This is a genomic window from Gammaproteobacteria bacterium (ex Lamellibrachia satsuma), from assembly GCA_019623805.1.
Taxonomy (GTDB): domain Bacteria; phylum Pseudomonadota; class Gammaproteobacteria; order Chromatiales; family Chromatiaceae; genus QGON01.
The window spans coordinates 1,616,607-1,643,115 of record CP053680.1 but is presented as its reverse complement, the minus strand read 5'-3'; the positions used below and the strand labels follow the sequence as shown (position 1 = coordinate 1,643,115).

General features: G+C 54.2%; 25 protein-coding genes. 21 read left to right on the top strand and 4 right to left on the bottom strand.

Translation table 11 applies throughout. The annotated features are described in order from the left end of the window. The first annotated feature begins 365 nt into the window (after positions 1–365). From HPY30_06930 to HPY30_06875, 12 genes are all read left to right on the top strand, one after another. The gene (locus HPY30_06930; GenBank protein QYZ65743.1) at positions 366–1,994 is read left to right on the top strand and encodes a nitrite reductase; all 1,629 of its coding nucleotides are present in this window, start codon (positions 366–368) and stop codon (positions 1,992–1,994) included. A 100-nt stretch (positions 1,995–2,094) separates the two neighbouring features. Then, complete coding sequence (locus tag HPY30_06925; GenBank protein ID QYZ65742.1) at positions 2,095–4,926, top strand: cytochrome C552; 2,832 nt, start codon at positions 2,095–2,097, stop codon at positions 4,924–4,926. Between the two features lie 2 nt (positions 4,927–4,928). Beyond that, entirely contained in the window at positions 4,929–5,282 is a 354-nt protein-coding gene (locus HPY30_06920; GenBank protein QYZ67942.1) for a plastocyanin, read from the top strand. 95 nt (positions 5,283–5,377) lie between these two features. Further along, positions 5,378–5,701, top strand: coding sequence for a cytochrome c (locus HPY30_06915; protein QYZ65741.1), 324 nt, complete (start codon positions 5,378–5,380; stop codon positions 5,699–5,701). Further along, a complete protein-coding gene (locus HPY30_06910; GenBank protein ID QYZ67940.1) occupies positions 5,701–6,891 on the top strand; it encodes a protein nirF in 1,191 nt (396 codons plus the stop codon). The genes HPY30_06915 and HPY30_06910 overlap by 1 nt, the downstream gene beginning before the upstream one ends. Before the next feature lie 61 nt (positions 6,892–6,952). Further along, the gene (locus HPY30_06905) at positions 6,953–7,405 is read left to right on the top strand and encodes an Lrp/AsnC family transcriptional regulator (GenBank protein ID QYZ67941.1); all 453 of its coding nucleotides are present in this window, start codon (positions 6,953–6,955) and stop codon (positions 7,403–7,405) included. Continuing rightward, the gene (locus tag HPY30_06900) at positions 7,396–7,872 is read left to right on the top strand and encodes an Lrp/AsnC family transcriptional regulator (GenBank protein ID QYZ65740.1); all 477 of its coding nucleotides are present in this window, start codon (positions 7,396–7,398) and stop codon (positions 7,870–7,872) included. Before HPY30_06905 ends, HPY30_06900 begins: the two co-directional genes overlap by 10 nt. Beyond that, a complete protein-coding gene (locus HPY30_06895) occupies positions 7,872–8,315 on the top strand; it encodes an Lrp/AsnC family transcriptional regulator (protein QYZ67939.1) in 444 nt (147 codons plus the stop codon). Before HPY30_06900 ends, HPY30_06895 begins: the two co-directional genes overlap by 1 nt. 95 nt (positions 8,316–8,410) lie before the next feature. Then, positions 8,411–8,650, top strand: a complete 240-nt coding sequence (locus HPY30_06890) for a hemerythrin family protein (protein ID QYZ65739.1) — start codon at positions 8,411–8,413, stop codon at positions 8,648–8,650. Between the two features lie 20 nt (positions 8,651–8,670). Further along, complete coding sequence (locus HPY30_06885) at positions 8,671–9,174, top strand: Lrp/AsnC family transcriptional regulator (GenBank protein ID QYZ65738.1); 504 nt, start codon at positions 8,671–8,673, stop codon at positions 9,172–9,174. Positions 9,175–9,402: 228 nt separating this feature from the next. Beyond that, entirely contained in the window at positions 9,403–10,590 is a 1,188-nt protein-coding gene (gene nirJ, locus HPY30_06880; GenBank protein ID QYZ65737.1) for a heme d1 biosynthesis radical SAM protein NirJ, read from the top strand. A gap of 7 nt (positions 10,591–10,597) precedes the next feature. Then, positions 10,598–12,178, top strand: a complete 1,581-nt coding sequence (locus HPY30_06875; GenBank protein ID QYZ65736.1) for a cytochrome C oxidase Cbb3 — start codon at positions 10,598–10,600, stop codon at positions 12,176–12,178. Positions 12,179–12,185: 7 nt separating this feature from the next. On the opposite strand, the gene HPY30_06870 is transcribed toward HPY30_06875, so the two are convergent. Continuing rightward, positions 12,186–12,470, bottom strand: coding sequence for a hypothetical protein (locus HPY30_06870; GenBank protein QYZ65735.1), 285 nt, complete (start codon positions 12,468–12,470; stop codon positions 12,186–12,188). A gap of 243 nt (positions 12,471–12,713) precedes the next feature. Here HPY30_06870 and HPY30_06865 point away from each other — a divergent pair, with 243 nt between their 5' ends. From HPY30_06865 to HPY30_06850, 4 genes are all read left to right on the top strand, one after another. Then, complete coding sequence (locus tag HPY30_06865; GenBank protein QYZ65734.1) at positions 12,714–12,902, top strand: protein nirD; 189 nt, start codon at positions 12,714–12,716, stop codon at positions 12,900–12,902. A gap of 15 nt (positions 12,903–12,917) precedes the next feature. Further along, entirely contained in the window at positions 12,918–13,475 is a 558-nt protein-coding gene (locus HPY30_06860; GenBank protein QYZ65733.1) for a thermonuclease family protein, read from the top strand. 133 nt (positions 13,476–13,608) lie between these two features. After that, a complete protein-coding gene (locus HPY30_06855) occupies positions 13,609–14,727 on the top strand; it encodes a cytochrome-c peroxidase (protein ID QYZ65732.1) in 1,119 nt (372 codons plus the stop codon). Positions 14,728–14,895: 168 nt separating this feature from the next. Next, positions 14,896–16,617 carry a mechanosensitive ion channel gene (locus HPY30_06850; protein ID QYZ65731.1) on the top strand — a complete coding sequence of 574 codons (1,722 nt, stop codon included), beginning with the start codon at positions 14,896–14,898 and terminating at the stop codon, positions 16,615–16,617. A 230-nt stretch (positions 16,618–16,847) separates the two neighbouring features. On the opposite strand, the gene HPY30_06845 is transcribed toward HPY30_06850, so the two are convergent. The 3 genes from HPY30_06845 to HPY30_06835 all read right to left on the bottom strand — a co-directional run bounded on the left by HPY30_06845 (position 16,848) and on the right by HPY30_06835 (position 20,070). Next, positions 16,848–17,510, bottom strand: a complete 663-nt coding sequence (locus HPY30_06845; protein ID QYZ65730.1) for a cytochrome B — start codon at positions 17,508–17,510, stop codon at positions 16,848–16,850. Further along, the gene (locus HPY30_06840; protein QYZ65729.1) at positions 17,510–19,180 is read right to left on the bottom strand and encodes a tetrathionate reductase family octaheme c-type cytochrome; all 1,671 of its coding nucleotides are present in this window, start codon (positions 19,178–19,180) and stop codon (positions 17,510–17,512) included. Before HPY30_06840 ends, HPY30_06845 begins: the two co-directional genes overlap by 1 nt. A 206-nt stretch (positions 19,181–19,386) precedes the next feature. Then, on the bottom strand, positions 19,387–20,070 hold the full coding sequence (locus tag HPY30_06835; GenBank protein ID QYZ67938.1) for a cytochrome c: 684 nt from the start codon (positions 20,068–20,070) through the stop codon (positions 19,387–19,389). A gap of 121 nt (positions 20,071–20,191) precedes the next feature. Between HPY30_06835 and HPY30_06830 the strand changes: the two genes are divergently transcribed. The 5 genes from HPY30_06830 to HPY30_06810 all read left to right on the top strand — a co-directional run bounded on the left by HPY30_06830 (position 20,192) and on the right by HPY30_06810 (position 26,509). Then, positions 20,192–21,241 (top strand): hypothetical protein, encoded by a 1,050-nt coding sequence (locus HPY30_06830; protein QYZ65728.1) that lies wholly within the window; start codon positions 20,192–20,194, stop codon positions 21,239–21,241. Positions 21,242–21,336: 95 nt separating this feature from the next. After that, positions 21,337–21,783: a cytochrome c gene (locus HPY30_06825; protein QYZ65727.1), complete on the top strand. Its 447-nt coding sequence runs from the start codon at positions 21,337–21,339 to the stop codon at positions 21,781–21,783. A gap of 15 nt (positions 21,784–21,798) precedes the next feature. Continuing rightward, positions 21,799–23,187: a nitric-oxide reductase large subunit gene (locus HPY30_06820; GenBank protein QYZ65726.1), complete on the top strand. Its 1,389-nt coding sequence runs from the start codon at positions 21,799–21,801 to the stop codon at positions 23,185–23,187. Between the two features lie 233 nt (positions 23,188–23,420). Beyond that, complete coding sequence (locus tag HPY30_06815) at positions 23,421–24,131, top strand: ABC transporter ATP-binding protein (GenBank protein QYZ67937.1); 711 nt, start codon at positions 23,421–23,423, stop codon at positions 24,129–24,131. After that, complete coding sequence (locus HPY30_06810; protein QYZ65725.1) at positions 24,128–26,509, top strand: ABC transporter permease; 2,382 nt, start codon at positions 24,128–24,130, stop codon at positions 26,507–26,509. The genes HPY30_06815 and HPY30_06810 overlap by 4 nt, the downstream gene beginning before the upstream one ends.

Genomic DNA, 26,509 nt, shown 5'->3' with positions numbered 1-26,509 from the left:
ATACAGGCTTTTATTGACGCAGGTCAATAAGAATTGGGATTGAGGTTTCTTTCGTTGTCTGACAAATATCAGAAACCTGCGAATTGAATTTTGGAAAATTGAGTTGTAGCGTTTGAATTAACTGTTGCTAATATACTGAGATATGGTGGTTTTTATAAGAAAAGGAATGGGATTTCCCGTGAGCGGTTCACCTTTTTTCACGTTTGAAAACCTGATTGCCACCCAGCAATAAAAAACGCGTTTGATTCATGTCAAAGAGTGATATTCCTCTCCGGCGGTATCGTCAGCCCGTGACTAAACCCACGAAAGTACGGGGTTTTGCCAAAATCTTCATAATCGATGGCCTTGATGGAGACTCAACTAACATGAAGAAAACCACATTTACACTTTCTGCCCTGGGCTTTGCCCTTGGTGTAGCAACGTCAGGTTTCGCTGTAAACGCAACTGCGGCAGCGCCAACCATGTCGGAAGCAGACTTTGAAAAAGGGAAGACGATGTATTTCCAGCGTTGCGCGGGTTGCCACGGCACTCTGCGTAAGGGTGCTACCGGCAAGAGCCTTGAGCCGGAGAACACCATAAAGCTGGGACAGACGCGTCTTGAAAAGATTATCACCTACGGTACAGAAGGTGGTATGAACAACTTCGATGACATCATGTCGAAGGCAGAGATCAGCCTGATGGCCAAGTACATCCAGCAGGAGCCGCCGGTTCCGCCGGAGATGTCTCTTGCCCTGATGAAGGAACGTCACAAGGTTTACGTCGAACCCAAGGACTATCCCACCAAGCCGATGCACGGCCGCAACTGGAAGAACTTTTTCCTGGTTATCGAGCGTGATGTAGGCAAGATTGCCATCATCGACGGCGACACGAAAGAAATTGTTGCACACATTCCGACCGGCTATGCAGTACATGTACTGAAAGCGGTAGAGCACCACAATACCCTTCATGCAAAAGATCCCGGCCGCTTCTGGTACATCATGGGTCGTGACGGCATGATGACCAAGGTCGATCTTTGGGCCATGCCTGATAAGATGAAAGTCGCTCAGGTACAGGTTGCTTATGACGCCCGCGATGTGGCCGTGTCCGGTGACGGCAAATATGTCATCGGTGGTGGTTACTGGCCGCCTCACTTCGTTATCCTTGATGCCAAGACCATGGCGCCGCTTAAAGTGGTTTCTGCTCGTGGCGTGAATGTTGATGGAAAGTATGTCAACGAGTCTCGTGTCGCTGCAGTATACGACACCCCTATGGCGCCCAGCTGGCTGGTCTCAATGAAGGAGCTGGGGCAGATGTGGCAGGTCGACTACAGTGACCTCGACAACCTGCAGATCACCAAGATCGACTCTGCTAAGTACCTGCACGACGGTTTCTACGATCCAAGCAATCGTTACTTCCAGATCGCTGCCAATGCCTCCGACAAGATGGTTGTGGTTGACACCAAGACCCGCAAGCTGGAAGCAATGATCGATGTGGACAAGAAACCTCATCCTGGTCCTGGCGCCAACTGGATCGATCCCAAGTGTGGTCCTGTCGGTGGTACTACCCATCTGGGTGTAGGTAAAGTCACTGCCTGGGGCAATGATCCCAAGGGTCATCCCGATCAGGCCTGGAAGATCTGCTACGAAGTCGAGACCGATGGTGCCGGCGTATTCTTGCGTACCCACCCCAAGTCAGACTACGTTTGGGCTGATCAGACCAAGCATCCAGAGCCTGAAGTGCAGCAGTCAATCCAGGTCATCTCGAAGAAGACCCGTGAGATCGTCAAGACTATTCGTCTGACCGAAACCACTGGTTATGCCGCTGTTCATATCGAGTTCAATAACGATGGCTCTGAGGTCTGGACTTCCGTCTGGAACCGCAAAGACAGCAAGAAGCCCAATGGTGAGATCATCATCTTTGATGCCAAGACTCTTAAAGAGAAGGCGCGCATCAAGGGTCTTTACGCACCGACCGGCAAGTTCAACGTCTACAATCGCGTTAACCATGTAACCTGATCAGGGTTGCATAAAATCGGGTAAAACCGATAGCGGGCATGGATGCACTCCATGCCCGCGTTTTTTCGCCTTTTTTCTCCTCGTGTAAAACGGTAAGCAAATGGCAGATCAGTTCAAAAAACCTAGCTTGGCATCTCGGCGATTCATTCTTGGCACAACCGTGGGTGGCGCACTGCTGTTTTTTATCGGTGGCATCATCTTCTGGGGCGGTTTCAATACTGCTATGGAGGCGACCAACACCCTCGAATTCTGTGTCAGCTGCCACGAGATGGAGGAGAATGTCTACGAGGAGTACAAGCCGAGTATTCACTATTCCAATCGCACCGGTGTCAGGGCGGCCTGCTCTGATTGCCATGTCCCTGATCCCTGGGTACACAAGATGGTGCGGAAGATTCAGGCCAGTAATGAGATCTACCACAAGATTCTGGGGACCGTGGATACCCCTGAGAAGTTCGACGAGCACCGCCTGACCATGGCGAAGCGGGTCTGGGATACGATGAAGAGCACCGACTCCCGCGAGTGCCGCAACTGTCACAATTTTGAATCCATGAACCCGGAGTTTCAGAAACCCCGGGCGAGAAATCAGCATCTGAATGCCTTTAGAACCGGCCAGACCTGTATCGACTGCCACAAGGGCATTGCTCACAAACATGTGCGTGATCTGCTCTCCGACGAGGAGCTGGAGACGCTGGAGGCGCCAGAACCCTCGTTTATCCGAAAAGTGCCCGAGATGTATCTCGAGGGCTTGAAAAGGGTAGAGGCCAAAGAGGCCGCCGAGGCTGAGGCGGAGCTGGCTGCGAAGAAGAAGGCCCGTGAGATCAAGGTGGCAGCCAAGAAGGCCGAAAAGGCACGGCTGGATATAGCCGTTGCGGATGCGCTGGCCGCCTACAAGACGCAACAGGCGGGTGAAGTGCCAGCTGCAAGCGCGGCGGCAGGCCCGGTTGCCGGTTTCGGTATCGACTGGGGCGATGTGCCGACGCGTAATATCACTGTCTTCTATCCGGGGCAGACCTCCATGGAGTGGATGTTGACCGGCAAGGACCACGGTGGCGCACGTCCATTCATCAAGGCAGGCGATCGTTGCACCACCTGTCACGACAAGGAAGCCGCGGCCATGGGTGAGAAGATGGTCACTGGCCAGAAGGCGGAACCGACACCCATCCCCGGCAAGCGTGGCAGTATTCCCGTCAATGTGCAGGCGGCCCACGATACGGAAAATCTCTATCTGCGATTTGAGTGGGAAGATACGGACCATGTGCCGGTTCCCTTCGTGGATGGTGGCAAGATGGATCCGGAAAATCCCATGAAACTGGCCGTCATGTTTGCCACCGACAAGGTGAAATATGCAGACCGGTCCGGCTGCTGGGGAACCTGTCATCATGACGTGCGTTCTATGCCGCATGCCCCGGATGCGGATACCGCAAACAGCAGTCCGGTCGCGCAAGAGCTTGACCTGTCTCAGGGGCTGACCAAGTACATCGAAGAGAGCCGAACCAAGGTCGAAGTCAAAGGGCGTCGCGGAAAGAAACGTGGCGGCTGGGACAAACTGAAGAGCGGGGATGAGCTGAAAGCGGAGATGGATGCCCATAAGTTCATGGATTTAATGCGCTACAAATCCGGCAAAGGCGAGACCGAGGACGGAGATATTCTGGCGCAACGTCAGATGAGCGGTGGTCAGGGTTTTGAGGTGGATGCCCGCAAGGAGGGCAATACCTGGATCGTTGTCATGAAGCGCAAGCTTAAATCCGACAAACCCGGCGATCTGAGTCTGGCGCTGGATCAGGTCTACAATCTGGGTTTTGCCATCCATGACGACCATACTGATGCCCGTTTTCACCATGTCTCCCTGGGATACAAGATCGGTTTCGACAATGAAGATCCCAACATCGAGATCAATGCAGTGAAACGTGAGGCGGCTGCTGCCGCGCCTGCTGCAGCGGCGGTACCAACTGCGGCAGTACCTGCAGCCAGCGGTATTGATGTGGACTGGAGCAAGGCTGCCAGTCGCGAGATCACCATCTTCTATCCAGGGCAGACCTCCATGGAGTGGATGCTGACCGGCAAGGACCATGGTGGAGCCCGTCCCTTTATCAAGGCGGGTGATCGTTGCACTACCTGCCATGACAAAGAGACTGCCGCCATGGGCGAGAAGATGGTTACCGGTCAGAAGGCTGAAAAGACCCCCATTCCCGGCAAGCGTGGCAGCATTCCGGTCAACGTCGAGTCGACCCACGACGGGGAGAACCTCTACCTCCGTTTCAGTTGGGAAGACTCCGAGCATGCGCCTGTGCCCTTCGTTGAGGGCGGCAAGATGGACCCGGAGAACCCCATGAAGCTGGCGGTGATGTTTGCCACCGACAAGGTGAAATACGCTGATCGATCCGGTTGTTGGGGCACCTGTCACCATGATATTCGCTCCATGCCCCACACGCCGGATGCCGAGATCGCAAATGGCAGCCCGGTGGCTCAGCAGCTCGACCTTTCCCAGGGCCTGACCAAGTACATCGAGGAGAGTCGTATCAAGATCGAGGTTAAGGGTCGCCGTGGCAAGAAGCGTGGTGGCTGGGACAAGATGAAGAGTGCGGATGAACTCCAGGCAGAGATGGACGCCCACAAATATATGGAGTTGGTGCGCTATAAATCCGGCAAGGGTGAGGTCGAGGATGGTCATATCCTGGAGCAGCGCACCATGAGCGGCGGCGAGGCGTCAGAGATGACCGCATCATTGGAGGGTGGTATCTGGACCCTGGTGATGAAACGTAAGCTTCAGACCGGCAAGCCGGGTGATCTGCCGCTGGCGAAAGACCAGATCTACAATTTTGGTTTTGCTATCCATGACGACTTTAGCAACGCGCGTTTCCACCACGTCTCCCTGGGTTACAAACTGGGATTTGATAACGATAAGACTGAGATTAACGCAACTGCACAGTGATGATGAGCAAGACGACCAACTTGATAAACGTTCGTCGGAGCCTGCTAGTTCTGGTTTTCACCCTATCTGCCTCGTCTCTGTCGGCGGGTGGTGTGCAGACACCGGTCGCTGAGATAGACATCATCAAATTTAAATTTGAGCCACAGGAGATTACCATCAAGGCCGGGCAGCGGCTGCGTTGGATCAACCGGGAGAAGCGGCAGTACCACAGCGTCTGGTTTGAGCAGGCGGGGGATCCAGAGCCTGATTATCTGTTTCCAGATGATACCTATGAACGCAGCTTCGATCAGGCCGGAAGTTTTCCCTATCGCTGTGGTCCACATCCCAAAATGACGGGTGTGGTACACGTCGAATAGGGAGGTTGACAGAAGTCAAAGCCACTCCCGAAACCCAGGTGATATCTTACTATTTAAGTAATGTCTTATTTACGCGAAAGAGAAGTATTAACCTGATGAAATCCCTTTCCATCCTGCTGTTGGTCATACCTGTCGTTATGACAGGCACTGCCGTGCAGGCGGAAATCGTCTCCCCGCGTCAGGCTGAGTTGCTCTATCTGTTGAAACATGACTGCGGCTCCTGCCACGGCATGCGGTTGGAGGGTGGGCTCGGCCCTGCTCTGACACCGAAGCGCCTGCAGTCCTGGCAGGCGGAACAGTTGGCGGTCACCATCCTGCACGGTCGCCCCGGCACACCGATGCCGCCCTGGCGTCCGTTTTTTACCGACAGTGAAGCCCTATGGTTGGCGCAACAGCTGAAACAGGGTGTCCGTCGGTGATGAAGTCTCTGCGTTTCCTGCTTGTCACGATGCTTCTGCTGCCCGGTCTCTCCCTGGCCGAGTGCCTGACCCGTGGCACAGGCGATATGGGTATCATCATCGAGCGGGCGGCGGGCAGTCTGAAGGTGGTGGATACCACCAACCACAGCGAGTTGTTTCGGGTCGAGGGGTTGGGTGACCTCTCCCACGCCTCCGCCGTCTACTCCCGTAATGAGCGCTACGTCTATATCTTCGGCCGCGATGGCGGACTCACCAAGGTGGACATCCTCTGCGGCAGGATCGTCAAACGCATCATCCAGGGCGGCAACAGCATCGGTGGGGCCATCTCCCAGGATGGCAGCCTGATCGCAGTCTCCAACTATAAACCCGGTGGCGTGAAGATATTCTCTGCCGACGACCTCTCCCTGATTGCCGATATCCCAGCCACCTCTGTCACTGACCGGGATGGTCATAGAAAAGGTTCAAAAACGGTGGGGTTGGTGGACGCGCCGGATCAGCGTTTTGTGGTCAGCCTCTACGATTCCGGTGAGAGCTGGATTATCGATATGAGTGATCCGGCCAAGCCGGCTATTCAACGATTCGAAAATATCGGCAGCCTGCCCTATGACGGGCTGATTACGCCGAATGGACGCTACTATATTGCCGGTCTCTTCGGACAAGATGGTCTGTCGCTGCTCGATCTATGGCATCCGGAGAAGGGAGCCCGCCTGATCCTCGATGACTACGGCCGTGGCCAGAAAAAACTTCCGGTCTACAAGATGCCGCATCTCGAAGGCTGGGCGATGGCAGATGACCGCGCCTTTCTGCCGGCAGTGGGACAGCACGCGGTGTTGGTTGTTGACAGCAAAGATTGGAAAGAGATCAAGCAGGTTCCTGTGCATGGTCAGCCGGTGTTTGTCATGGCTCGCCCGGACGGTCGCCAGATCTGGGTCAACTTCGCTTTCCCCCACAACGACACCATTCAGGTTATCGATACTGAAACCCTGGAGATTATCAATACTCTGAAGCCCGGCAAGGGCACACTGCACATGGAGTTCAGCCCCCGTGGCGAATCCGTCTGGATATCGGTTCGCGACAAAGACGAGGTGCAGGTCTACGCTACCCGCACCCAGGAACTGACCCACCGGCTGCCGGTGGATAAGCCCAGTGGCATCTTTTTTACTTCCCGTGCCCACCAGACAGGATTGTGACATGGCTAACCCTGCATCGCTTTTCAGACAGGCCCATCCACGTACGCTGAACCCAGGCAAGGTGGAGTTGAACGACTTGGAAAAGAGACTGCTCAACGAATATCAGAATGGGTTGCCGCTCACATCGACGCCCTATGCGGATATGGCTGCCAGGGTCGGCACCAGCGAGGCGTTGGTCTTGAAGATTCTGCAGCGATTGCAGGATGCGGGGGTCATCAGTCGGGTTGGTCCGGTATTCAAGCCCAAGAAGATCGGTGCCAGTACTCTGGCGGCTATGGCGGTTCCGGAAGAGCGGCTCGAAGCGGTTGCCGCAAAGGTCAGTGCCTATCCCGAAGTGAATCACAATTACGAACGTGAGGATGAGCATAATCTCTGGTTTGTGGTAACCGCGCCCTCCGAAGCTCATTTGGCGGCAGTGCTGGCCAGAATGGAGTTTGAGACAGGGCTCCCCATTCTCAATCTGCCATTACGAAAAGAGTTCCATATCAATCTTGGGTTTCCTCTGTGGTGCTAAGTGACGCTGATCGTAGCCTGGTTGCCGAAATCCAGGGTGGGTTGCCGCTTTCAAGTCACCCCTATGCCGAGGTGGGTGAGCGTATCGGCATGGAGGAGCAGGAGGTGATCGAGCGCATTACCAGGTTGCAGGATGAAGGTATCATCAAGCGCCTGGGTATCGTGGTGCGTCACCATGAGCTCGGTTATACCGCCAACGCGATGGTTGTCTGGGACGTGCCTGACAAACACTTGGATGAGGTCGGAGGGAAGCTGGGCAGTGAGTCCTGTGTCACTCTCTGTTATCAGCGTCCACGGCGTCTGCCCGAGTGGCCCTATAACCTCTTCAGTATGATCCACGGTAAGGATCGTCAGCGGGTACTCAACTACATCGACGCAATCATTGAATCCTGTGGTCTCGAAGGCATTCCTCACAAGGTGTTGTTCAGCGGGCGCCGCTTTAAACAGCGTGGTGCACGATATCAATGATGGATAGTGTCGACCGCGCTATCATCAATCGCCTGCAGGGGGGCTTCCCAGTCTCCGACCATCCCTACCGGGCGGCGGCGGATCATCTTGGTATCTGCGAGGCTGAACTGATTCAGCGTCTGGAGCAGATGTTGGAGAAGAGACAGCTCTCCCGCTTTGGCCCGCTCTACAATGCGGAACGCCTGGGTGGTGGACTCAGTCTTTGTGCCATGAGTATTCCTGAAGAGGATTTCGAGCGTGTGGCCGAACAGGTCAATGCGTTTTCCGAGGTCGCCCACAACTACGCCAGGGACCATCGCTTGAATATGTGGTTCGTGCTGGCCACAGAGACCCCGGCGCGCATCGAGTCGGTGCTTGCTGAGATTGAGGATGTAACGGGATATCAAGTCTACAATATGCCGAAGAGAGAGGAGTTCTTTGTCGGACTGAAATTCGAGGTTTGAAATTCGTCCCCATACTGCGGATACGATGCCCTTATGGTGTAACATCCGGTCTGAAATTTCAGAACACGCTATAGATTAATTAAGAGGCTCCACTTTTGAAGACACGAAAACCTGCCCAGAAGGTATCCCTGGCAGTGGCATATATCTGTTATGTCGCTGCAGTCATCACGTTGTTTGCCGCCGGCTATCGAGGTTACACAGTTGGTACGGATAACCCCATATTTGCCAGCCTGGCGGCATCGGTGGTCTTTTTTGTCGGCTGCGGCATCGTGCTGCATGTGATGGGGGCCGTCAGTCTCCCGGACCTCAAGATAGATACCAAGAACTCAGAGTAACCCTGGGCCTGAGAAAACCAATGCTGGACAAGGATACAACAACACGTCCGCTGGACGACCTGGATCGTCGCATTGTGGTGGCGACCCAGGGTGGTTTGCCACTGGTGCCGGAACCCTATGAGCAGGTTGCCCAGGAGTTGGATAGCACCGCCGATGAGGTGATGCAGCGTATGCGCAGGATGCTGGAATCCGGCATCATCCGTCGTATTGGGGCCGTACCCAATCACTATACTCTCGGCTTCAAGGGCAATGGCATGACCGTTTGGGATGTGCCGGACGACAAAGTGCAGGTTTATGGCCGCAAGATAGGTGCTCTGGATTTTGTCAGCCATGCCTACCATCGCCCACGTCATCCGCCTGAGTGGCACTACAATCTATTCGCTATGGTACATGGCAGAGATAGGGACGAGGTGATGGAGAAGACTAATATCATCGTGGAGCTTTTAGGCGAGGATAACCGGGGCCATGAGGTTCTTTTCAGCAGCCGGATATTGAAAAAAACCGGGATGAGGATAGGGCAATAGAGGTTACAGGTTACAGGTTACAGGTTTCAGGATTGATTGATTCCCCTCCCTGTCCCTCCCCGGCGGGGAGGGGACTATTTCCTTATGAGTCGGAACGGCAGAAAATGATGAGGCTGTTCTTGATACCGAAAACGGATAGCAAACAATTCTGCTGTCACCTGTCACCTGTCACCTGTCACCTGTCACCTGTCACCTGTCACCTGTCACCTGTCACCTTAGTTAAAAACTATGTTTAGAATCTCACAATTCATGCAGGAAATACTGGATCCCAAACCCTTGGGGCCAAAGCGCAACCCGCCGGGGCCGGTGGTGATCTGGAATCTGGTGCGGCGCTGCAACCTGATGTGCAAGCACTGCTACTCCATTTCAGCAGATACCGATTTCCCGAATGAGCTGAATACTGCCCAGGTTTTCGATGTGATGGACGATCTGAAGCAGTTCAAGGTGCCTGTGCTGATCCTCTCCGGCGGTGAACCCCTGTTGCGGCCCGATATCTTTGAGATCGCTCACCACGCCAAGGCGATGGGTTTTTACACCGCGCTCTCCACTAACGGCACCCTGATCGATGAGCAGAATATAGATAAGATCGCCGAGGTGGGTTTTGATTATCTGGGCATCAGCATCGACGGCATCCGTGAGACCCACGATCAATTTCGCCGCAAGGAGGGAGCCTACGACGTGTCGATGCACGGTCTGCGCCTCTGCCGGGATGCAGGTATCAAAGTGGGCCTGCGTTTCACTATGACTCAGGACAATGCGGAGGAGTTGCCTCAACTGCTGGATCTGATGGTTGAGGAGCGCATTAACAAGTTCTATTTCTCCCACCTCAACTATGCGGGACGTGGCAACAAAAACCGTGAGGATGACGTCTTCCTCAACACCACCCGCTGGGCCATGGATCTGCTGTTCGACCGCGCCCTGGAGGATGCGGCCAAAGGGCGGGGTACGGAGTTTGTCACCGGCAACAACGATGCGGACGGTGTCTATCTGCTTCATTGGGTGGAACGGCTCTTTCCCGAGCAGGCGGATCACATCAGGGCGAAACTGATCCAGTGGGGCGGCAACAGTTCCGGCGTCAATATCGCCAACATCGACAACCAGGGCCGGGTCCACCCGGACACCATGTGGTGGAATCACGATCTGGGTAACGTCAAGGAGCGGCCTTTCTCAAAGATCTGGATGGATACATCAGATCCCATCATGGCCGGTCTCAAGGCGAGTCCCCGCACCGTCGGCGGGCGTTGTGGCGCCTGCCGTTATTTCGATATCTGCGGGGGCAATACCCGGGTGCGGGCAATGCAGCTCACCGGCGATGCCTGGAGTGAGGACCCCGCCTGTTATCTCACCGACGAAGAGATCGGTATTCCCTCCGCCACAGAAGATGAAACGCCGGTAGATCAAGTGCTTACCGGGTAGGTTGACCATGAAAATCCGTACCCTGTTTTTGGCCCTTGTCGGCCTGTCTGGCCTTTTTAATGCGGGCCAGAGTGTCGCCGTGGTTGACGCTGCGGCGCTATATAAAACGCACTGTTCCGAGTGTCATGGCCCTGGCCGGCTTGGAATCATCGGGCCTGCGTTGCTGCCGCAAAACCTGAAGCGGCTGCGCAGGAAGTCTGCCTTTCAAATGATCGAAAACAGCCGCCCGGCTGTACAGATGCCGCCCTTCAAGGAGAAACTCAACAAGGCGGAGATAGAGTCGCTGGTGGAGCTGATCTATACGCCACTGAAGATTATGCCCAAATGGGGTATGGCTAAAATCAAAGGGAGCCAGCTGGTCTACCATAAACCTGGAGAATTTCCGGATAGCCCTAAATTCGAGGCGGATATCGACAACCTCTTCATGGTGGTCGAACTTGGGGATCACCACGCCACCCTGCTGAATGGGGATACCTTTGAACCGATTCACCGGTTGCCGACCCGGTTCGCACTCCACGGAGGACCCAAGTGGGCCGAAGGCGGCCGCTATATCTACTTCGCCTCCCGGGATGGCTGGATCAGCAAATTCGATGTCTTCAACCTGACCTATGTCGCCGAGGTGCGGGTCGGTATCAACACCCGTAATCTGGCAGTCTCCCACGATGGACGTTATGTAATTGCCGCCAACTACCTGCCCCATTCCCTAGTGGTGCTGGATGCCCGCGACCTTTCACCGCTGAAGGTGATCGACGTGGCAGACGAAACCGGCACCTCTTCAAGGGTCAGTGCGGTCTATACGGCGGATCCGCGGGAGAGTTTTGTCGCCGCGCTGAAGGATATCCCCGAGGTTTGGGAGATCGGTTATATGGACGAGCCGCCGGCGGGTTTCTCCGGCTGGGTCCATGACTATCGTGAAGATTCCGGGGATGCCCATAAAGAGGAACGGTTTCCTGTGCGCCGCATCGCGGTGGAGGGTTATCTGGATGACTTCTTCCTCACCCAGGAGTATGACCGGGTGATCGGCACGTCACGAGGTTTGGATAAGGGGCTCGAAGGAAGTGCGGGGCAGGTTGTCGATCTCGACCTGAAGAGAGCCGTGGCCCAAGTGACACTACCCGGTATGCCGCACCTGAGTTCCGCCATTACCTGGCAGTATCAGGGCAGAAACGTACTGGCCACGCCAAATATCAAAAAGCCGGAGGTCACCATTGTCGACACTGAAACCTGGGAGGTGATCAAACGGATTCCCACCCAGGGGCCAGGGTTCTTCATGCGCAGTCATGAGAAGAGTCCTTACGCCTGGGTCGATGTCTTCTTCGGACCCAACAGGGATCTGATGCATGTGATCGACAAACAGACCCTGGAGATTGTAAAGACGCTGAAACCGGTGCCCGGCAAAACTTCGGCCCATGTCGAGTTCACCAAGGATGGCCGCTATGCCCTGGTCAGTATCTGGGATCTCGATGGTGCGCTGGTGATCTATGATGCCAAGACGCTTGAGGAGATCAAACGACTGCCGATGAAAAAGCCATCAGGTAAATACAACGTCCACAATAAACTGACCCGCTCCCGCGGAACCAGTCATTGATCGGATGTTACTCTTTTCGTGTGGGTACCTGCTCGGTGCGCTGAAAAAGGCCTAGATTTTTTCCTGCCTCGGTGAGTTTTGCGGCTCCGTCGGCAGTAACCTGTAGGATGAAGACGGTTTTTTGGGTCTCATCATCCGCAGAAATGCAATCCATGTGGATGCTGTCTGCGGTTGTCCCGCTCCAGAAACAACGGAAGAGATGCTCTTTCCGGCCCGAAACAAAGAGCTCGGCCCGTCCCTCGAAAAGCACTTCGATCCTGGAGTAAGGCGACTCATTTCCTTCTGCGGGCACCCAAATACCTGAACCTGGATGCGCACTGCAGCCGACCAAAAGTATGCTGCTGAGAAGAGTGAGAAATAGGTATTTGGTCTTTATAATCACTAGAGAGTGTCCTGGTACTAATGGCAGGACGGTATTATAACTCAAGTTTCAGGGTTCGCAGTGACACTTGGCATGGGGTGTGGTTTCTCTAAATGTGACAATGTCGGGTGCAACCCACATATTATGCTTGCTTTAATATAGAGGGATAACCGATTGGGCGAAGTAAACTGTCTCTACTGCGGTAAAAAGATAGCGGAAGATATTGCCGAGTGCCCTCATTGCGGCGCAGTCTCCCACTTTCAGAAAAAAGGTTATCGTGCCGGGGCGCGGAAAAAATTTGTTCTGCTTTTTATTGCATTGGCCGTCTTCTGTCTGTTTTTTATCTTCTGGTTGCCAAGATAGGTTCACGGGGTTTTTATGAATATTTCGCTAAGAAAATTTGCTCTACTGCTTGGTGCCGGTTGTCTCAGTATGGCCGCTGCAGCTGCGGAAGATCAGCGTTATAAGTTACAGAAGATAGAGGATGGCGACACGCTGGTTGTGGAACTAACCAGCGGCACTGAGCGTATACAGCTGGCTGGAATCGATGCTCCGGAAGATACCCCTAATCCCAAGTTGCAACGAGACGCCCAGCGTACCGGTTTGAGTGAGGATGTTTTGTTGTCGATAGGCAATGCGTCGACCTCTCATCTCAAGAGTCTTGTGTCCCCAGGCCAACAAGTGATGTTGAGTGGGAATCTGAATCGCCGTGATAAATATGGGCGTATTTCCCTGGTGGTGCTGGACGAGCAGGGCAACAGCCTGAATGAGAAGATGGTGGCTGATGGTTATGCGGTGGTGCTCAATCGTTACCCACTGGACAGTGCTTTTCGGGGCCGGTTGAAGAAGATGGAGGGGGAGGCGTTTGATCAGAAGCGTGGCTTGTGGGGAGAGTATCGTGAGTTTGCCACGCGTTGGGGGAATCGGGGCGAATAGCTGTCTGCTGGTTTGAGCAGAGGAGATGTTTAATGGGCATCCCCTATCATCCAGATTGATATTTTACGATGCGTTTTGGAAGGATGTCCCGGATAATTTAACCGATTAATCCTTTATCGAGCTATAGAAAATCATGGCCAAGCAGAAATTATTCTCCATTGCCTCCATAGTTTTGGTCTTTATGCCCTTGGCGCAGGCAGATTCATCTCCAACAGCTGCCTCTCTGGGCGAGAAGCTTTTTTTTGACGCCAATCTCTCCAATCCGCCCGGACAGTCCTGCGCCAGCTGCCACTTGCCGGGAGCCGGTTTTGCCGATCCTGACCGCGAACTGCCGGTTTCCCGTGGGGTGCATCCCGACCGTTTCGGCGACCGCAACACGCCTACGGCGGCATATGCGCTCTATAGTCCCGCCTTCCACTTTGACGAAAAGCAGGGGCTGTACGTCGGTGGTCAATTCTGGGACGGTCGAGCCGCCACATTGGAAGAACAGGCCAAAGGCCCCTTCTTGAACCCGGTTGAAATGGCCAACGCGGATTCTGCTGCAGTCGTTGAGAAGGTCCGGCAGGCCTCTTACGCCAAAGAATTTGATTGCTTATTTGGCAAGGGGAGCCTCAAGGTGGTGAAGCAGGCATATGATCACATTGCAACAGCCATCGCCGCCTTTGAACGCAGCGAGCGATTCCACCCCTTTACCTCCAAGTATGACTACTATCTCGCCGGCAAGGTTGAACTGACCAGGCAGGAGAAACGTGGATTGGAACTGTTCGATGCCGGGGATAAGGGTAACTGCGCCGCCTGCCACACGAGTCAGGTGGGAGAGAATGGTCAGCCACCCCTGTTTACTGATTTCACCTATGACAATCTGGGGGTACCGCGGAATGACGAGAACCCCTTCTACAGCCAGCCCGCCCGCTTCAATTCCAATGGTGCCGAAGTGATCGATATCGGTCTGGCGAAGACCACGGGTCGTGATGTGGACAAGGGGAAATTCAAGGTCTCCACGCTACGTAATATCGCGCTGACGCCACCCTACATGCATAATGGAATACTGAAAACCCTGCGTGAAGTCGTAATGTTCTACAGCACCCGGGATATCCGCTCTGACTGGGGCAAGCCGGAAGTGGCAGAAAACGTCAACATAAAGGAACTGGGCAATCTGGGTCTGACCAATGGCGAGATAGATGCCATCGTTGCCTTCATGAAGACGCTGACGGATGGGTATCAACTCGACACCAACTCCGCAAAGCATTGAATAAGCCCACAGGGGTTGTTGGGCGGGGGCGGAGGTTGCTGTCCCCCAATGAAAATCGAAATAAAAGGGACCATAATTTAAACGTCATCTGTTACCGATTAAACATTTGAAAGGGCGTGGATTTAGCGACAATAAGACTTTGATTCCAACTCTATGGAGAGTCGTTCGATGAAAATACAGAGTGGTTTGTGGTTGCAGCAAGTAACAATGATCAGCCTTCTTCTCATGGCTGCAAGCGTTGGCATGGCCAATTCACTCGAATGTCCTCCCAACACTGAAGCACTGACCACGAAAGACTCACAGATCCCCCTGGATGAACTTGAAATACGCCTTAAACCTTTGGTTCGCTGTGAACTTGCCGAGGAGGCAAAGGGATGGATGACGTTGTTGAAGAGCAAAGTCCAGGAGATAAGCGGCGAGGAGCTGGTTGCCAAACACAAGAAAACCGAAATGAAGGCGGTCGAGGAGGCGTTGGATGCCCTGGAAGATGCCAAGGAGGCTATGGAGGAGGTTCCTGAGGCCACAAAGGGGGAGTCTGAGCCGACAGCTGCCAGCCAGGAGGAGGCAGAGACGGCGGTTGCCGAGGCTCACAAACAGATAAAAGAGGTCATGGGGGATCAGGAGGAGACAGAGGATGTGGTGGATTCCAGTATCGCCAAGGAGGTCCTCGAAAAAAGTGAAACAGAGGCCAGAGTCGATAGTAAATCGGGAAAAGAGATACTCCAGGATGAAAAGTCCGCCACCAAACAACTGGACAAGATAGACACAAAGGAACTTCAGGATCAGGAGACCTTGAAAAAGGTAACGGACGCAGCAGTTCAGTTGGCGGATTCGAAATCGGAGATCCGGAAATCACTGCTTGAGCACGTCAATCAGTTATATGCGGAAAGGACCGCGTTGATCGATCGCGCCAATCTGGTGATCAACGCATTTGAAGAGAAGGGAGCAGCTGAGGAGCCGATCACGGAATACAGGCAGTACATCAAAGCCGTATCAGGCCTTAAGGTCGATGTCTCCGATGTTGACGCTACATCGGCTGCCCTCAAAGGCTGGTTTATATCCAAGGAAGGTGGCCTGCGCTGGGGTAAGAATATCGCTATTTTCTTTGTTACGGTGCTGGTGTTTTACTTCCTTTCCGTCATCGTTGGGCGGGCAGCAGAACGAGGGTTCAACGCTTCGCGTCACACTTCTGCACTGTTGTCTGACTTCCTTGCGAAAGCAATAAGCCGGGGAATTATCGTGCTAGGTGTTCTTATCGGTCTGGCGGCGCTTGAGGTGAATATCGGCCCGGTCCTCGCGGTGATCGGCGCATTGGGCTTTGTTGTAGCTTTTGCCCTGCAGAGCTCCTTGGGTAATTTTGCCAGTGGCATACTCATCCTGCTCTACCGCCCTTTTGATGTAGGTGATCTGGTCGAGGTCTCCGGTGTATTGGGTAAAGTGTCTTCGATGAATCTTCTCTCTACCCATATTAAAACACCCGACAATAAGTCCGTTATCATTTCCAACAATGCCATCTGGGGCAATGTGATAACCAATGCCACTGCGACAAACAAGCGGCGCGTAGACATGGTTTTCGGTATTGGCTATCAGGACGATGTCGGCAAGGCGCAACGGATCATGGAGGACATCCTCTCATCCCATGAGTTGGTGCTGAAAGATCCGGAGCCTGTGGTCCGGCTTCATGAATTGGCGGACTCCTCGGTGAATTTTGTCTGCCGCCCCTGGATTCGGGCAGAGAACTACTGGGATGTCTATTGGGATGTCACCAGGGCGGTGAAGGAGCGTTTCGATGCGGAAGAGATCTCCATCCCATTTCCGCAGCGGGATGTTCACCTGTTCACTGAACAGACTGCCGGGACGGAAATTCTGCCTGACAAAAACAGTTCCTGATACTCAGTAAACGGGTTCAGAGCTTTTGGTTGAAAACAGGGATTAAGTGAGAGCCATTTTGGCCATTGCTCAAAGAATCTCCTCGATTGGATAGACATAGACCTGGTAGAGATGGAAGAGCGTCAGGGAGACTGCCAGGATACAGAGGGGCACCTCAGTTAGATCCCCCTTAAATCAACAGAAGACCCAACGCCTGATCTTGCGCTGAGTCTTCTGTTTTCGGCGGTTTGCTAATCGCCCTCTTTAAGCACCCCGGGTTCATCTGCCTTCAGATAGGCCAGCTCCTCATTCGACAGTTCAACGTCATCGTAGCCGGTGATCATCGGTTTCACATGATCGATAAATGAATGGCCTGTTGTGAGCAGATAGACGTGGGCGATGACAAATAGCAGGACTGCGAGGGCCGCGATGGTATGGGCGAGTGCAATGGGTCCAAGTCCTATCCAGCTGAAAATCTCCCCCTGTCCAAAACTGATCAGCAGGTAGGCGATGCCGGATATCCAGATCGCAGGAAAGATCACGATCTTGACCATAAGATAGGTCAGCGCCTGAAGAGGATTGTGTTTGCGCCGGTAGGTCTTGCGATAGGGGTGGTGCTCCCCTTTGAAAATGCCGAAGGCGTAAAAGCGCGCAACATTGATGAAGTTATCAGCGGTTGGAATATAGTGACGCCACTGTCCTGTTGTGAAGAGCCAGAAGACGGCGAATGCCCAGAGCGCCAACAACACCAGTGCGGCCCATGTGTGTACGGTGACAGCATCGCCAAACTCGATCAGACTATAGACCCCATGTACTGCAAATCCGCTGAACAGCAGGGTGAAGATGAGCGCCATCTGGCTCCAGTGCCAGAGTCGTTCAAACCGCTTGAAGACCAGAATCTTATGCATCGTCATCAGACTTTCCTCCTGCGGGTGGCGATCATGCGCAACGCGCCGTGTCCAAGTACCCCACCCAGGGTGCCGAGAACTGCCAACAAACCGATAAGATCAAGCATTTCATTCTTGCCTCTACCCGGCATATAGAAACCCTCAAGGTGATCGAGTCTGCCGTCATGTGAATGACAGCTGGAACAACTCAGTGCGTCGTCTTTGGGCGCCACCATGTGATTGATGGGCCAGTAGGAGTAGGTTTCTACAAACCCCCATTCGTCGCTGTAAGGGATGCCGTTTTTCTTCATTCCGGCCTCAATGGCCTTGCCGAAATCGTAGTTGCCCCAGAGTGCACTATCATCATTCCCCCAAAGATGCATATAGGGCAGTGTGTTGTTGCCCTTGTCGTAGGGTTGAGTGGTATGCATGCGTTTGAACGGGTAGATGCGTGAACCAGGGTCATCATGGGAACCGGAAAAACTGTTGATGTCGATCGGGCCTTTTGATGGATCAAATTTGGTGGCAATCGTGGTGTAGTTCATAGTGCCGTCAAACCAGGCATACATTGGCTCAAGGTCTTCAGCATAGGTGAAGGTGCCCTTGATCGACTTGTAGGTGGCGCGGTGATGCCCATCCCCCTGGGTGTACTCCTTCAGCTTGAAGCCCTCGCCATCTTTCAGTTTGCCCATGGTGCGCCAGTCCCAATCGACCTCTGTCGCGACGCCGCCCCGGGCAATGGCCGGAATGTGGCAGGTTTCGCAGGCAACTGTTTGAGTATGGCTGTTGAGCTTGATCCCCTGGACCGATGTGATGGGATGGGGTGATGCACTGTGACAGCTTTCGCATGAAGCAACATCGCGTGGCATGCCAGGTTTGCCGGTGCCAGTCTCGTCGTTGACCAGCATCTCGTACCGGCTGCCGGCCCACTCGTGACCTTCGCCCACATGACAGGTAACACATGAAAAGCCTTCACCGGCTTCACTCATGTGTACATCGACGTCTTTGGGTGGGTCGAACAGTACAGATGAGAGGTCGCCGTGTTTCACATTGTCGCCGCCGCCGCCATAGAAATGGCACTTACCGCAGTTGTTGCGAGTCGGCATCTCAACGCTTTTTGCAACCGCCGCCCAGTCGATGGCTGGCTTGCCCTCAAACATGACGGAGCAGGCCTTGTTGCCTTTTGATGTGGGTGTTTTGTAGTAAGTGCCGGTGGATTCGTGACAGACCAGGCAGTCGATGTTGTCCTGGTTTGTAAAGTCAAAATCCGGGCTGTCCATGTTATACCCGGCATGACACTGGGCGCACATGCCCTCATTGCCTCTGGCATTGGTACAGAAGTTATTGATCAATACACTCTTGCCAAGGTGCTGGCCAGTCTTAGGATGCTTGTAGTCCCAGGTCCAGTGCTTATTTTTCATGAACTGATGACCTGCGGTGTTGTGACACTCCAGGCAGGCTTTGGTCACTTCAGGGCCACTAAAAAACGGGCCTTGAAGCTCCTTCAGTTTTGTATGATCAGTGGTTGCCTTGCTCTCTTTTTTGGGTTTGATGATCGCATGGCGTTCATCCGTTTTTGTATATTCGGAGATGCCCATTTCGATTTTTGGATCTGAAGAGGCCAGGGTTGTTGTTACCCAGCCAAGTGCCAGAATCAGGATAGAGAAGCTAAGAAATATGTAATTAAAGCGATACATCCGGCGCCTGGAGGCCGGAGGGTAATGGTTGATCATCGTGACGATGTCCCCTTGTAAACACCAATCAGCGGCGCTGACAACGACAGATCTCTGCGGACCTATGCTGAGTGTAAATATACCTGCATTACACCAAGGCTGGAGTCTACCCGTTTTTATTCGAAAAAATCATGATATACATCAATGGGGAGGGGCCATTTCAGCCTCGCTTAAGGTGCAAGCACCTTTTTGATGTCATACAGGGTGCGATGCACGCTGTGGCAGCGTGCACAGCTCTGGACAGCCAGTGTTCCCAGGTGGCGTCCTGTCTGCTTTATCTCTCCTGCTTTGATCGCCAGCTCAAGCGCTGCCAGGGATTTCTCTGTTTCAGCGCCGAGGATTCTTGCTTTTTGGGCTTTGTCCTTATGGCAGGATTCACAACTTTGTCCAAGGTCTTCAAGCCGCTGGCGAAGACCGTCCAGGCTATCGAGTGCCGTCTGTTTTCTCTCATCCTCACTGGCGATCTTGATTCGGTTGAGCAACAGGGTGAGACGTTCCATTACCCTTTTAAAAGACTCCTCCTCCAATGTTTCAGTATCTTCGACCTTAACTATGCTGAAGTCCGGACTACGATAGAGTGCAGTAGCTACGGCGCGATAGTCCCGATGGCAGGAACGGCAGCTTAGACCAATTTTTCTCAGTGTGGTGGCAGCCTGTTTGTAATCGCCCTGTTCTGCCGCCTTTTGCAGTGCGTCCATCTGTTCTAGTTCCAGTTCATCCCGCCACTCCGGCACCATTTCGCCAATCTTGCGGTAGTGCTGCGCCAGGCGTGTGGTCCACTTATTGAGCCGCGCCTGGTCTTCCAGTGCCAAATAGTCGGAGACCGCCAGCATCTCACGGCGCAGTTTGAACATGTTGTGTAGCCAGACGTGTCGTTTATTGGCTGGTTTATACCACTGCGCCAAAGAGGTGGGAGGGAGTTGCAGATGTATTTCCCTCTCTTCGCTGGCGTAGGTTGAGGAGAACGGTATCAGCGTGACCAGCACGACAAAAAAGAGTCTGGGTAAAATCAACTATCTGCTCCGGTTTTACATCGATAGACAAGGCATACGGTTTCAGTCATATTGCCCGGCAGTGAACTTTGTTGCAATCGGCTTGGCGAGGGTCATTCTGCCAAATCAGGAGAAAGATGTGTTTGGTGATTCGAAAAAGTATAGAGGCACACTCCATTTTGTTGCTGCTCTGATCGTTGGCTGTTCATCGCCGTTTTTTTCAGCGGCACTGTCGGCTGCCGATGAGGTAGCGAATCCAGCCAGTGTTACCCATCAGATGTGGCGCAAGATCCGCTTGGGTGAACTTAAGATCGAAGGGGATTACGATGCGGTCAAGGCCTTGGTTCTGCAGGGAAATATCCCTATCACCTATGATTATATTGCCACGTTGATGCGGACGCCAAACGCCTTTGGCAATGGACCGGCCTGTATCGTTTGTCACAGCTCCAATGACCCGTCACGGAGTTACCGGGGACTGGACCTCTCCAGTTGTGAAGGTATTCTGCGAGGCTCCACTGAAGCCCCGGCCAGACCCGTCATTTCACCGGGCAAGCCAATGGAGAGTCGCCTGGTCCATAAGCTCAGGAATAACCGCATGCCGCTGGGTGTCTCTTTCCTGCACCCGACTGATACTGACAGTATCCAAAAGGTCAAAAAGTGGATCGACAGCGGGGCGGCTGATGACGAGTTTTTTAAGACCAGCGTACTGCCGCTCTTTGTCGAGCCCACGGCATTTGGTTCCGATATCGCATGTATCTCCTGCCATGCAGGATTCAGGGACCCGCCCAACTTCAATGAGGTCAACCTGAGCAGTCATGAGGCAATTATGACGGGGGCCTTCTCCCGAACCAACAAAAAACAAGGCAGGCCGGGTATCCCTATTGTTATTCCACACGAGGCGGAAAAGAGCCGGCTTTACCAGCGCCTGACGGAGAATCGTATGCCGCCTGGTATCAATCCGGGCGAGGAGAGTGACCACCCGAATACCAGTCTGCTAATGCGTTGGATCGAACAGGGGGCGTGGTGCAAATAGCCCTCCAAAACCATAACTTGATCAAGGTCAAAGCCTTGCTATCTATTAATATTTTCTAATTTACCCCGCAAGTCTGCATGCAAAGGAGTAATCACATGGCCGAGGCCTTCACTAAATCGATGGCGCGCAACATCTTCTATGGTGGTAGCGCTTTTTTCTTTCTACTTTTTCTCGCCCTGACTTTTGACACTATGGGGCAGCTTCCAAACCGTGATAACCGGGCGGCCCTGGAGGGGGAGCTGGGTCCGGTGATCGCTCAAGGCAAGGCGCTTTGGGAGAATAACGACTGTATTGGTTGCCACACACTACTGGGGGAGGGTGCCTACTTCGCGCCTGAGCTGGGTAACGTCTACAAGCGTTTTGGCAATTCGACCGATGCGATCAAGGGTTTCATTCTGAGCCGCCCGAAAGATGGTATTCCCGGTCGCCGCAGTATGCCTCAGTTCAATTTCAATGATGAAGAACTGACCGCGATTGCCGAGTTTCTGAAGTATGTTTCAGAAATCAACACAGCCAACTGGCCACCGAATATCCAGGGTTAAGGGGAGAGGATAACGATGAAGTATCAATCACAATCGGTTGCGAAGCTCTATTTTATCGCAGCCATCGCCCTGTTTGCGGCACAGATCCTGTTCGGCCTGATCATCGGCCTGCAGTACGTAATGGGGGATTTTCTGTTCCCCGAGATTCCGTTCAACGTGGCCCGTATGGTCCACACTAACGCGCTGATCGTCTGGCTGCTGATGGCCTTTATGGGCGCGGCCTACTATCTGGTGCCGGAAGAGGCTGAGACTGAACTCTTTGCCCCTTGGCTGGCGACGTTGATGTTCTGGATCTTCCTGGTGGCTGCGGCGCTGACCGTGGCGGGCTACCTGCTGGTGCCCTACGCCACCCTGGCGGAACTGACCATGAATAAGCTGCTGCCTACCATGGGACGTGAGTTCCTGGAGCAGCCGACCATTACCAAGCTGGGTATCGTCATAGTTGCCCTGGCGTTCCTGTTCAATATCGGCATGACCATCCTGAAGGGTCGCAAGACCGTGGTGAATCTGGTGCTGTTGCTGGGCTTGGTTGGTCTGGCGGTGTTCTTCCTGTTCGCCTTCTACAATCCGACCAATGTGGTTATGGATAAGTTCTTCTGGTGGTGGACCGTGCATCTGTGGGTTGAGGGTGTCTGGGAGTTGATCCTTGGTGCCATCCTCGCCTTCGTGCTGATCAAGACCACCGGCGTCGACCGTGAGGTGATCGAGAAGTGGCTCTATATCATTATCGCCATGACCCTGATCACCGGCATCATCGGTACCGGTCATCACTACTTCTGGATCGGTACTCCCGAGTACTGGCAGTGGTGGGGTTCGATCTTCTCCGCAATGGAGCCGATCCCCTTCTTCATGATGACCGTGTTTGCCTTCAATATGGTGAACAAGCGTCGCCGTGAGCACCCCAACAAGGCTGCGATCCTGTGGGCGTTGGGTACTGCTGTGATGGCATTCCTGGGCGCTGGCGTGTGGGGTTTCCTGCATACCCTCTCCCCGGTGAACTATTACACTCACGGTACGCAGATCACTGCGGCTCATGGTCACATGGCGTTCTACGGTGCCTATGTGATGATCAGCCTGACAATGATCTCCTACGCGATGCCTCTGCTGCGCGGCCGCAACGCTGCAAATCCGGCGAAGTCGCAGGTGGTGGAGATGTGGTCGTTCTGGCTGATGACGGTGTCTATCGTGTTCATCACCCTGTTCCTGACCGGCGCGGGTATCCTGCAGTCCTATCTGCAGCGTATGGGCGAAAACCCGCAGTCGTTCATGGCGGTGCAGGATCAGATCGCACTGTTCTACTGGCTGCGTGAGATTGCCGGCGTGGTATTCCTGATAGGGTTGCTGCTCTACATCGCCAGCTTCTTTGTAGGTCAGAACGAGCCGGAGGCAGCTGCTGCCGACTGAATAACCATAAACCCTCTTGAGGTGTAACAGCCTCATTTAAGGCCGGCAGTCTCTGTCGGCCTTTTTTATTGTTTTGAATATTGATTCTGGGTAGGCCGGTTCAAGCGTAGTGGAACCGGCAAGCATTCTTGTCAGGCCAATACTTGCGCCTGATCCGCTACGCATGATCCTGCCTGCATGAGGCTTCGTGGCCTATAATCTGAGCTGACCACCCTGCAAAAATATGGATGCCAATGGAACGGAAGGTTTTGTTATCCGTGAGAAATGCCAGTCGTATCTTTCGCATGGGAGAGGTGGAGGTTCCGGCGCTGCGGGATGCATCTCTTGATATTCTCGACGGTGAGTTCATGGTCATCATCGGTCCGAGTGGTTCGGGTAAGAGCACCCTGCTCAACCTTATCGGCGGCATGGATCATCCCACCAGCGGGAGAGTGCTGTACGAAGGGAGAGATCTGGCGCAGGCGACGGATCAGGCGTTGACTGAATACCGGCGGCACCAGGTTGGTTTTGTCTTTCAATTCTACAACCTGGCGCCGATGTTGACGGCGCTTGAGAATGTCCAGGTTGCCACGGAGATAGCCAGCGATCCGCTTGATCCTGGGGAAGCGCTGGCGCTTGTGGGGCTGGCTGGATATGAAAATCACTTCCCCTCGCAGATGAGTGGTGGGGAGCAGCAGCGCGTCGCCATTGCCCGCGCCCTGGCGGGCAATCCAAAACTGCTGCTCTGTGATGAGCCGACTGGTGCGCTGGATCTGGCCACCAGCCGTCAGGTTCTGGCGCTGCTGATACGTCTGAAGGAGGAGTTGGGCAAGACCCTGGTGTTGATTACCCACAATAGCGCGATTGCCGGTATTGGCGATCGGATTGCCACCATCCGGGACGGGGGTATCCATTCGCTGCAGGAGAATGCCAGGCCGGTTCCGGTGGATGAGGTCACCTGGTGAGCCGGGTGCTGCGCCATAAATTGATACGCGACCTCTGGCGGCGCAAAGGGCAGCTTCTGACCCTGTTTGCGGTGATTGCGATTGGTGTCGGTGCCTATGTCGGGATGGCGGGTGTCTGGCGCGATATGGGTGGTGCCAGAGACGCCTACTATCGAGATTATCGCCTGAGCGACTTTGTGGTGGATCTGAAGCGTGCCCCTTCATGGGCGGTGGAGGAGATCGTAAGACTCGACGGGGTGGTGAGTATAGAGGGGCGGATTTCACAATCGGTGATGATCGATCTGCCTGGCGTCGTGCGGCCGATTGAGGGGGTTGCCCTATCTCTGCCGGATTATGCAAGCCCCCGGTTCAATGATCTTATGATGCGCTCCGGTAGTACTATCTCCGCCCCCGGGGAGGCTGAAGTTATTCTCAATCATGCCTTCGCAGTGGCCCACGGATTGAAACCGGGTGATCGGATCGGTGTACTGCTGCTCGAAAGCCGGCAGGAGTTGCTGGTGGTAGGGACTGCCCAGTCACCCGAGTTTGTCTACCTGATCCCGGCCAGCGGTGGGCTGGCGCCCGATCCGGCGCGTTTTGGCGTGATCTATCTTGGTGAGCGCTATCTGCAGGCGAGAAGTGATCTGGACGGGGCCTATAATCAACTGCTCGGACGACTCAGTAGCCGACATGCCACGCAGGTGAAGAACGTCCTGTTGGCGATAGCACTGCGGCTCGACCCCTTTGGCGTGACCCTGACCACCCCGATCTCCGAGCAGGCCTCGTTCCGTTTCCTGCAGGATGAACTTGCAGGGCTTGAGGTGCAGTCGAGAATCCTGCCGATGATCTTTCTCGGCGTGGGTGCTTTGGTGCTCAATGTGTTGATTGGTCGCCTGGTGAACCAACAGCGATCGATCATCGGTACCTTGCGCGCTCTGGGGTATGATCGTTTCAGCCTGATCCGGCACTACCTCTCCTATGGCGTGGTGGTGGGTTGTGTTGGCGGCCTGTTGGGCATAGCGCTTGGTGTCTGGTTGCAGTCGGAGATGGTGGCGATCTATCGTGAGTTTTACGAACTGCCGGGGCTTGTCTACCACTTCTATGGAGATATCGCCCTGGTTGGATTGATGATCAGCCTGCTGTTTGCCCTTGCCGGTAGTGGTTATGGTGTCTGGCGGGCGACTCGTTTGCAGCCTGCGGAGGCTATGCGCCCTCCGGCCCCCCAGGCAGGCGGCCACATTCTGCTGGAACAACTGGGATTTCTCTGGGGGCGACTGAATTTTCGCTGGCGCTCGATCCTGCGCTCGGTGTTTCGCAATCCCTTCCGTTCGCTGGTGAGTCTGTTTGCCAGCCTGATCGCCACCGCGTTGGTGTTCACGACCTTGAGCATGGTCGATGCACTGGACTACCTGATGGGTTATGAGTTTGAGCGGGTCTCCCATCAGGATCTGAGCATCGGTCTGCGTGAACCGGTTGATCTGCAGACTTTGACGGAGATCGAAAGTCTGCACGGGATTACCCTGGCCCAGCCGGAGCTGCTGGTTGCCTGCGACCTGACTAACGGGGCGCGCCAGAAGCGTATCGCCATTACAGGTCTGCCGACGGACAATCGCCTGCATACCCCCCTGGACCAGTTCGGGAAAAGGGTTGATGTGCCTTCACAGGGACTGGTGTTGACCCGCAAGCTTGCCGAGATTCTCGAACTGAAGCCGGGTGACAGTGTGACCCTGAGGCCGCTTACAGGGCGCCGTGAACAGGTGGTGGCTGAGGTGAGTGCGGTGGTCGAAAGTTTTCTCGGTCTCTCCGCTTATGCTGATATCGGTTATCTGAGCCGCCTGCTGGGTGAAGAGCAGGTGGCAAACCGTTTTCTGGCCAACAGCGTGGGCGGGGAAATGAGTGAAAAACTGCTCTCCCGGATTAGAGAGCGCCCGGCGATTCTGGGGTTGAGTGAGCGTCGGCATGCGTTGGCGCAACTTGACGCCACCTTCGGCGAGACCATGGGCAGCATAATTGTGGTGATGGTGGTTTTCGCCGGCATGATCGCCTTCGGTAGTGTGCTCAACACTGCGCTGGTCTCATTGAGTGAACGGGAACGGGAGGTAGGCACCCTGCGGGTATTGGGATATACCCCTCTGCAGGTCACCAGCCTGTTTGCCGGAGAGAGCCTGCTTCTGAACGGGATAGGGATTCTGCTTGGGCTCTACGCCGGGGTAAAGTTGAGTGAAGGGCTGTCGCTGCTCTACAGCACTGAACTCTACCGGTTTCCCGCAGTGATTTTGCCAGGTTCTCTGGTGGTCAGCGCGCTGCTGATGCTGCTGTTCGTCCTGCTGGCGCAGTGGCTCGTTTTTCGTATCCTGTCCCGGCTCGACTGGCTGGAAAGCCTCAAGGTCAAGGAGTAA